9 protein-coding genes are annotated in these 6,634 nt (G+C 77.3%); 4 read left to right on the plus strand and 5 right to left on the minus strand.

The window, feature by feature from the left end:
- Positions 1–53: 53 nt before the first annotated feature.
- The 3 genes from ACFUMH_RS18060 to ACFUMH_RS18070 form a co-directional block, all read right to left on the minus strand.
- The gene (locus tag ACFUMH_RS18060) at positions 54–845 is read right to left on the minus strand and encodes an SRPBCC domain-containing protein (protein ID WP_378208796.1); all 792 of its coding nucleotides are present in this window, start codon (positions 843–845) and stop codon (positions 54–56) included.
- A complete protein-coding gene (locus ACFUMH_RS18065; RefSeq protein WP_378208798.1) occupies positions 842–1,420 on the minus strand; it encodes an ArsR/SmtB family transcription factor in 579 nt (192 codons plus the stop codon). Before ACFUMH_RS18065 ends, ACFUMH_RS18060 begins: the two co-directional genes overlap by 4 nt.
- A gap of 64 nt (positions 1,421–1,484) precedes the next feature.
- Complete coding sequence (locus ACFUMH_RS18070; protein WP_378208800.1) at positions 1,485–2,723, minus strand: PEP/pyruvate-binding domain-containing protein; 1,239 nt, start codon at positions 2,721–2,723, stop codon at positions 1,485–1,487.
- A 55-nt stretch (positions 2,724–2,778) separates the two neighbouring features.
- Between ACFUMH_RS18070 and ACFUMH_RS18075 the strand changes: the two genes are divergently transcribed.
- Together ACFUMH_RS18075 and ACFUMH_RS18080 are read left to right on the plus strand one after the other, a co-directional pair.
- A complete protein-coding gene (locus ACFUMH_RS18075; protein ID WP_378208802.1) occupies positions 2,779–3,174 on the plus strand; it encodes a DNA-binding protein in 396 nt (131 codons plus the stop codon).
- Positions 3,171–3,806 (plus strand): transcriptional regulator, encoded by a 636-nt coding sequence (locus tag ACFUMH_RS18080; RefSeq protein ID WP_378208804.1) that lies wholly within the window; start codon positions 3,171–3,173, stop codon positions 3,804–3,806. The genes ACFUMH_RS18075 and ACFUMH_RS18080 overlap by 4 nt, the downstream gene beginning before the upstream one ends.
- A 5-nt stretch (positions 3,807–3,811) precedes the next feature.
- Here ACFUMH_RS18080 and ACFUMH_RS18085 read toward each other — a convergent pair whose 3' ends face one another.
- Positions 3,812–4,609 carry a MerR family transcriptional regulator gene (locus tag ACFUMH_RS18085; RefSeq protein WP_378208806.1) on the minus strand — a complete coding sequence of 266 codons (798 nt, stop codon included), beginning with the start codon at positions 4,607–4,609 and terminating at the stop codon, positions 3,812–3,814.
- A 78-nt stretch (positions 4,610–4,687) separates the two neighbouring features.
- On the opposite strand from ACFUMH_RS18085, the gene ACFUMH_RS18090 reads away from it, so the two are divergent.
- Entirely contained in the window at positions 4,688–5,041 is a 354-nt protein-coding gene (locus ACFUMH_RS18090; RefSeq protein WP_378208808.1) for a nuclear transport factor 2 family protein, read from the plus strand.
- Between the two features lie 16 nt (positions 5,042–5,057).
- Here the strand turns inward: ACFUMH_RS18090 and ACFUMH_RS18095 are convergent, their stop codons facing one another.
- The gene (locus ACFUMH_RS18095) at positions 5,058–5,708 is read right to left on the minus strand and encodes a GntR family transcriptional regulator (protein ID WP_378208811.1); all 651 of its coding nucleotides are present in this window, start codon (positions 5,706–5,708) and stop codon (positions 5,058–5,060) included.
- Positions 5,709–5,870: 162 nt separating this feature from the next.
- Between ACFUMH_RS18095 and ACFUMH_RS18100 the strand changes: the two genes are divergently transcribed.
- Positions 5,871–6,617, plus strand: a complete 747-nt coding sequence (locus ACFUMH_RS18100; RefSeq protein WP_378208813.1) for an alpha/beta fold hydrolase — start codon at positions 5,871–5,873, stop codon at positions 6,615–6,617.
- Positions 6,618–6,634 lie beyond the last annotated feature (17 nt).

The raw sequence follows: 6,634 nt of genomic DNA on the forward strand, positions 1-6,634 counted from the left end.
GTCGTCGCGACCGCCCGCACCCGCGCGCCGGGGACCCGCCGCCGTGCGCCGCGTCAGACGGGCACGGACAGGCCCTGCAGCCAGTCGCGCCAGCCGGGCTCCTCGCGCCGCACCACGTCCGCGGCGTCGGGCGAGAACAGGAACGCCCGCACGCTCGCCGCGGCCTTCCCGTCGTCCTCGGCGTAGACGGCCGCGGTGAGCATGCCCGGCACCGGCGCGGTGAGCCGGACCAGCGCGTGCCGCTCGCCGAGCTGCACGACCGTGCCGGTGACGCCGCGCGCGTCGACCGTCGCGCCCTCGGCGTGCAGGCCGAGCGCGTCGCGCAGCGTCGACCAGAGCGTCACGGCGTCGCCGGGGTGGGTGGCGGAGACCTCCATCTGCGTCGCCTCCTGGCCGGCGAAGTCCGCGAGGTACAGCCGCAGGACGTCGAACGACGGCCGCCACGCGGGGCCCATGCCGTCCCACCACTCCTGCTCCCAGTCGGCGCCGGTGCCGAAGCCGCTGCTGGTGACGCGCACGACGCACGTGCCGCCCGAGCGCGCCTCGACGACGAACTCCGACGTGAGCGGGCTGAGCGCGTCCTGGTCCACGCCCATGAGCGCGGCCCAGTCCTCCTCGTAGACGAGGCGGTGCGGCGGCTCCCACCGGGTGACGTGGCCGTCGGAGCCCATGTCCGGGCCCATGGAGAAGTGCAGGGACCCGCCCTCGCGCTCCTCCAGCTGCGTCGGCAGGAACCACGCGCTCATGCCCGCGGCGGTGGCGACGGCCTGCCACACCTGCTCGGGGGTGCCGGGCACCTCGACGCTGAACTCCAGGCGGTACGGGACGTGCGGTGCGGTGCTCATGGTCCCTCCTCGGGGACGGGGTGGGCGGCGACGACGAGCCGGTGCGGGCGCCCGTCGTCGTGGTGGTAGCGCGCGGCCAGGTCGAGCACCGCGGCGGTGAGGTCGTCGGCGAAGGCGGCCCGGTCGGCGGCGGACCGGAAGCCGATCCGCGTGTCGATCGTCAGGGTCGGCAGGCGCCCCCCGGACGTGCTCGCGCGGCGCGCCAGGGCGCCTACCTCGCGGACGAGCCGGCCGGCGAGCGCGACGAGGTAGCGGGCCGACAGGTGGTCCGCGGTGGCGTCGGGGTCGGCGGCCGACGCGCTGACGGCGGCCGGCGACACGACGTACGACGCCGCCGACGCCTCGAGCACCCGCTCGGTGATGCCGCCGTGCCGGCGCTCCTCCGCCAGCCGGACGAGGCCGTGCGCCTCGAGCGTGCGCAGGTGGTAGTTGACCTTCTGCCGCGCGATGCCGACGCGTGCGGCGAGCCCGGCGGCCGACGCCGGGACCGCGAGCTCCGTGAGCAGGCGGGCCCGGACCGGGTCGAGCGCGGCCGCGGCCGCGTCGGCGTCCTCGATGACCTCGACGTCGTGCATGTCTCCACCGTGGCCCTGACAACAAAAGTTGTCAAGGGGTGTGGCGGTCCTGGCCCGGGCGGGATCAGGGACCGGTGACGACGGCGGCGGTCACGGTGCCGGCGGTGCCGTCGACCGTCACGAGCGCGCCGTCCCGCAGGGTCGTCGTCGCGCAGGGCACGCCCAGCACGGCCGGTATCCCGCGCTCGCGGGCCACGATCGCCGCGTGCGACAGCACCCCGCCGGTCTCGGTGACGACGGCGGCGGCGACCCGCAGCAGGGGCGTCCAGCCGGGGTCGGTCCAGGGGCAGACGAGGACGTCGCCCGGGCGGACGCGGGCGACGTCGGACGGGCCGCGGACGACGCGGGCGGGGCCGGTCGCGGAGCCGGCGCTGCCGGGCGTGCCGACGAGCACGGCGGACGTCGCCTCCGACCCGGACGAGGCGTCCGCGGCGGACGACGCCCCGTCCGCGCCGGTCGCCGCGCGGGCGGACGCCGGTCGCGGGAGCTCCGCCGTCACCGGCCGCGCCTGGAGCAGCCAGGTCGTGCCGTCGACGACGGCCCACTCGACGTCCTGGGCGCCGCCCAGCACGGCCGCGGCGCGTCCCCCCAGCGCGGCGAGGCGGGCGACGGCGGCGTCGTCGAGCGTCGGCCGGGACCGGTCGGGCGCGGGCACGTCGCGGGTCACGAGCCGCCCGCCGTGCCGGTCGGTGCGCGTGCGCTTGTCGCCGAGGGTGCGGGTGACGGTGCCGGTCGGCCCGACGTCGTAGGCGTCCGGCGTCACGGTGCCGCCGACGACGCCCGTGCCGAGCCCCCAGGACGCCTCGACCCGCGTCGTCCCCCGCCCGTCCGGCGTGAACATCACGCCGGACACCTCGGCGTCGAGCTGGCGCTGCACGAGGACGCCCATCAGCGGCCGCGCGCCCGCCCCGGCGCCCGTCGCCGCCCGGTAGGCGACGGCCCGCGCGGAGTGCAGGGACGCCCAGCACGTGCGCACGGCGTCGACGACCTCGTCGACGCCCCGCACCGCCAGCACGGTCGCGTACTGGCCGGCCGCCGAGGCGCCGACCGCGTCCTCGTCGGCGGCCGAGGACCGCACGGCCACCGTCCCGCCGAGCGCCTCCAGCGCGCGGGCGAGAGCGTCCCGCAGCCGCGGGGGCACGTCGTCGGCGCTGTGGTCGACGCCGTGGTCGTCGTGCCGGCCGGTGCCGACCGGCACGACGAAGCCGTCGGGGACGGGCAGGCCGGCGCGGGTCAGTGCGCCGAGGGCGGCGGCCTTGCCGCCGCAGGTCGCGCGGACGGCGTCCGCGAGCGGCACGAGCACGCCTTCTCCTCAACACCACGTTGACAACGATCCGTTGACTATGGACCCTCGGAGCATGGGTGGCAAGGACGCGCAGGACCGGGCGGCACGCGAGGACCAGGGGCGTGCGCGCCACGAGGCGGAGGCACGCGCGCGGCTGCTGCGCGCCGGGGGCGACCGGCTGGCCGAGCGCCCGTGGCAGCGCGCACCCGTCCCGCCGTCGGCCGTCGACCTCGCGCACCTCGCGCTGTGGCGCTCCGCGGAGCTCGAGCCCGCCGACGTCCTCGCGGCCCTCGCACTCGTCCCGGCGGCGCGCGCCGAGGTCGACGCCCTCGAGAGCGCCCTCCTGTTCGTCGCGCGCGGCGCCGGCCTGACGTGGGCGCAGATCGCCGACGCGACCGGGTTCAACTCCCCGCAGGCCTGCCAGCAGCACCACACCCGGGTGGCGGGCCGCCGCGGGGCCGCGTCGTGACCCGCGCGTCGGCGCCCGACCTGCTCGTCCTGCACGCCGTCCGCCTCACCGGGTTCGCGGACGTGCCCACGCTCGCACGGCGCTTCGCCCTCGACCCGGCAGCGACCCGCGAGACGCTCCTCGACGGCGAGGCGCGCGGCTGGGTGACGCACACCGAGTTCGCCGGCCTGGGCGGGTGGTCCCTCACCGAGCGGGGCCGCGCCGAGGACGAGCGCCTGCTCGCCGCCGAGCTGGCCGACGCCGGCGGGGAGGACGAGGTCCGCGACGTCCACCGCGCCTTCCTGCCGCTCAACGCCCGGCTGCGGCAGGCGTGCACCGACTGGCAGCTGCGGCCCACCGCCGGCGACCGGCTGGCGCCCAACGACCACGCCGACGCCGCGTGGGACGCGCGCGTCCTCGCCGAGCTCGGTGCGGTCGAGGACGGCCTGGCGCCGCTCGCCGACCGGCTCGCGGCCGTGCTCGTGCGGTTCGCCGGCTACCACGGGCGGTTCGCGGCGGCCCGGCGCCGGGCCGCCGCCGGGGAGACGGCGTGGGTCGACGGGAGCGACGTCGACTCGTGCCACCGTGTGTGGTTCGAGCTGCACGAGGACCTCGTCGCGACGCTGGGGCTCCGGCGCGGCCCGTCCGCCTGACCGCGTCAGCCGGCGGCCACGTGGAAGACGGGCCAGCCGATCTCGGTCCGCCACGCCGCCGGGTCCGGGGTGTCCCGCGGGCCGACGGCGTACGTCTCGCGCACCGGGCCGGACACGGCGAGCGCGTTGGCGACCACCCACGCGCCGAGCTCCCCGTACGTGACCTGGATGTCGTCGTGCTGGCCGACGTGGGTGGCGACGGCCAGCTCGACGGCCGGCAGGGTCACCGGGTGCACGCGGCCGACGCGTGCGGGCCGGTCCGTCGGCCGGTACACCAGCACGTGCCCGCGGCCGTGCGTGAACAGCGCGTCGTCGTACAGCCCGCCGGGGGCGCCGGTGGGCCGCTCGACGACGGCGTCCAGCTCCGCCGTCGCGCCGGAGTACCAGGCGAGGACGTCGTCGTGCGCCACGTCGCCCTCGACCGCCGCGACCGTGGTCGCGGGCACGGTGCGCACCTCGACGTGCAGCGGCGGCGGCTCCGGCGCCAGCAGCCGGCGCAGCGACGTGACGGCGGCGCGGGTCCGGGCGAGCTCGTGCTCGAGGCGCTGCAGGTGCTCGGCCACGAGGCGGGCGCGGGTCGTCGGGTCGGGGGTGCGCAGGATGCGGCGCACGTCCGCGAGGGGGACGTCCAGCTCGCGCAGGCGGTGGACGACCTGCGCGGTCGGGATCTGGTCGGGGCTGTACCAGCGGTAGCCGGTCGTGTCGTCGACCGTGGCCGGCTCGAGCAGGCCCGCGTCGTGGTAGCGGCGCAGCGTCCGCACGCTCAGGTGGGTGAGGCGGGAGAACTCGCCGATGGCCAGCACGGCGCCATCGTGCACCCTCCCCCGGGGAGAGGGTCCAGCGCTTGCGCCTCCCCGCGCGGGAGCACGCACGGTCGACCCATGACCGCACCGACCCGCATCCCGCCCACCGAGCTCCCTGCCACGATCCGCGGCTACCTCGCTGCGCACGAGGCCCGGGACGTCGACACCGCGCTGCGCGCGTTCGCCCCGACGGCCGTGGTCGTCGACGACGGCGCCACCTACCGCGGCACCGAGGAGGTCCGCCGGTTCCTCTCCCGCGCGGGCACCGAGTACCGGTACACGACCGAGCTCCTGGGCGCCGAGCGCGTCGACGGCACGCACTGGGTCGCGACGCACCGCCTCGAGGGGGACTTCCCCGGCGGGGTCGTCGACCTCGCCTACCGCTTCACGATGGAGGGCGACCTCGTCGCGGAGCTGGTCATCGCGCCGTGACGCCGGGCGGCGACCGTCAGCCCTCCGCGCTCGGCAGGCTGTGCCAGGTGTCGTAGGCGACGGCGGCCGCCGCCTCGGCGTCGCCGGCGGCGCACAGCCGGATCAGCTCGTCGTGCTGGGTGACCGAGGCGCGGCCGTCCTGCGAGCCGAACCGCAGCCGCTCCGCGCGGCGCACCAGCGGCGTGAACAGCTCCAGCACCGTCTCGAGCGCGCGGTTGTCGGCGAGCCGCACCAGCACGGCGTGCAGCTCGTCGTCGGCGCGCAGGGCCCCCTCGACGTCGTCGGCCGCGACGGCGGCCGCGAACCGGCGGTTCGCGTCGCGCATCGCGGTCACGTCCGTGTCGGACAGGGTCGGGACGGCCTCGCGCGCCGCCAGCTCGTGCATCGCCGCGACGACGTCCCGCGCGTCCCGGGTGCCGCGGACGTCCAGCGGGCTCACGACGGTCGACCGGCCGGGCTGGGCCACGACGAGCCCGCCCTGCGCGAGGCGCAGCAGCGCCTCGCGGACCGGCGTCCGGCTGACGCCCAGCCAGACCGCCAGCTCGTGGTCCCGCAGCTGCTCCCCGGGGGCGAACGTGCCGTCGACGATCGCGTTGCGCAGGCGGCGGTAGACGTCGTCGCGCAGGAGGCTGCGGTCGACGCCGGGGTCGGACGGGGGGATCGGCACGGGTCGGGACCTCTCCTGGGTGCGGGGCGCCGGGCGGGGGCGGCGTCGACTCTTGTCAGCGTATCGCGCTGCATGCAATATATCGCATACCGTGAGCGTTGCAGCGGGAGCACGGTACGGCCGGGCGGCAGAGCGTCGCCCGTGGAGAGAGAGGACAGACCGATGACCAGCAGCAGCACGCTCGAGCCCCGCACCGACGCCCGCCCCACGGTGGTGCTCGTGCACGGGGCCTTCGCCGACTCGTCGAGCTGGAACGGCGTGGTCGCCGAGCTCCGGCGCCACGGCTACCCCGTGGTGGCGGTGGCCAACCCGCTCCGGTCCCTCCAGGGCGACGCGGAGCTCCTGCGCGCCGTCCTCGACGACGTCGACGGGCCGATCGTCCTCGCCGGCCACTCCTACGGCGGCAGCGTCATGAGCGAGGCGGCGCACGGGCACCCCGGGGTGACGGCCCTGGTGTACGTCGCGAGCTTCCTGCTCGAGGAGGGGGAGAGCACGGGTGACCTCGCCGGACGCTTCCCCGGCAACGAGCTCGGCTCGGCGCTGCGCCCGGTGCCCGTCCCCGGCCCGGACGGCCGGACCGTCGACGACCTGTACATCGAGCAGGAGAAGTTCCACCCCGTCTTCGCGGCGGACGTGCCGGCGGACGTCGCCGCGCTGATGGCCGTCACCCAGCGGCCGATCATCGGCGACGCGCTGGCGGACAAGGCGACGAGGGCCGCGTGGCGGACGATCCCGTCCTGGACCCTCGTCACGCTCCAGGACCTCGCGGTCCCCGCCGAGGCCCAGCGCTTCATGGCCGAGCGCGCGTCGTCGCACGCCGTGGAGGTGGACGCCTCGCACGCGGTGACCGTCTCCCGGCCGGACGTCGTCGCCCGCCTGATCGACGACGCCGCGCGCGCCACGGCCTGACCCCGCGACACCCCGCC

Origin of the sequence: Cellulomonas sp. NPDC057328 (assembly GCF_042667215.1) — a bacterium.
GTDB lineage: Bacteria > Actinomycetota > Actinomycetes > Actinomycetales > Cellulomonadaceae > Cellulomonas.

What these genes read in the sequence shown, in the direction of transcription:
- ACFUMH_RS18060 (WP_378208796.1), bottom strand. Translation starts at nt 845, where the DNA reads ATGAGCACCGCACCGCACGTCCCGTACCGCCTGGAGTTCAGCGTCGAG.
- ACFUMH_RS18065 (WP_378208798.1), bottom strand. Translation starts at nt 1,420, where the DNA reads ATGCACGACGTCGAGGTCATCGAGGACGCCGACGCGGCCGCGGCCGCG.
- ACFUMH_RS18075 (WP_378208802.1), top strand. Translation starts at nt 2,779, where the DNA reads ATGGGTGGCAAGGACGCGCAGGACCGGGCGGCACGCGAGGACCAGGGG.
- ACFUMH_RS18090 (WP_378208808.1), top strand. Translation starts at nt 4,688, where the DNA reads ATGACCGCACCGACCCGCATCCCGCCCACCGAGCTCCCTGCCACGATC.
- ACFUMH_RS18100 (WP_378208813.1), top strand. Translation starts at nt 5,871, where the DNA reads ATGACCAGCAGCAGCACGCTCGAGCCCCGCACCGACGCCCGCCCCACG.